At 36.8% G+C, this 778-nt stretch carries 1 pseudogene; it reads right to left on the bottom strand.

Annotated features, from left to right (window positions below):
* Window positions 1–778, bottom strand: a pseudogene (cntM, locus tag IDG60_RS17710) (staphylopine dehydrogenase CntM); the annotation flags it as partial.

The raw sequence follows: 778 nt of genomic DNA, 5'->3' as shown, positions 1-778 counted from the left end.
TCCAAAGTTTCAGGACGTACTGGATAATTTTCCTTCACCATAAATTGAAGCAGGTTGACTGACGGCACTCTAAATGCTTGTAAAATAGCCATCATTTCCTTCCACATTAAACGCATTTCACGGATTAATGTCATCGTTATCGGTCCTTCAGGAAATAACTTATACACATAAACCGGTACATCCGTTCCTTCGAAAATGGCTTTCAATGAAAAGTCATTCATAAATAGTGGCGGGTGCACATAAAGCGAACTGTTACGTGTTTCAGCATGCAGTGGCGATTCAACGACTTCTAATTGAATCTTCAATTGCTCAGCTAAAGCAGAGATTCGTTGACACATTGTTGAGTTTGAATGTGTCGATCCCATGTACAATTTCTTTTTTACACCTGTTGTCAACACATGATTAGGTGCTTCTTTATCAACAATACGTGTATCGCCAAGATAAGTTGAAAATGAAATCACTTCGATATCCTGACTGAACTTAGACATAAATTGTTCCACAATCATTTGCGATCCAAATGTCGGTGAAATTAAAATGACATGTTTGACACTTTGCAAAGTTTCTAACGACAATTGCTGTAGTGTGTCATAATAAGCATCTGCTGTGCATGCCATGACAACCGTTTCGTATTCACCCTTAACGTTTTTAACATCTTTATACAAACGATTAATTTCAAACTTACCTTCCAGATGTTGATGCGCCTCGTTTTGTATTTTGACTTCAAATTGTTTCTCTTTTTTATACGCTTGATATAAGCGTTTTGATTTTTCTGATGTTG

The sequence above is a fragment of the Staphylococcus sp. EG-SA-2 genome, assembly GCF_017152085.1.
The sequence above is the reverse complement of the archived record's forward strand: the minus strand, read 5'-3'. Positions and strand labels throughout refer to the sequence as shown.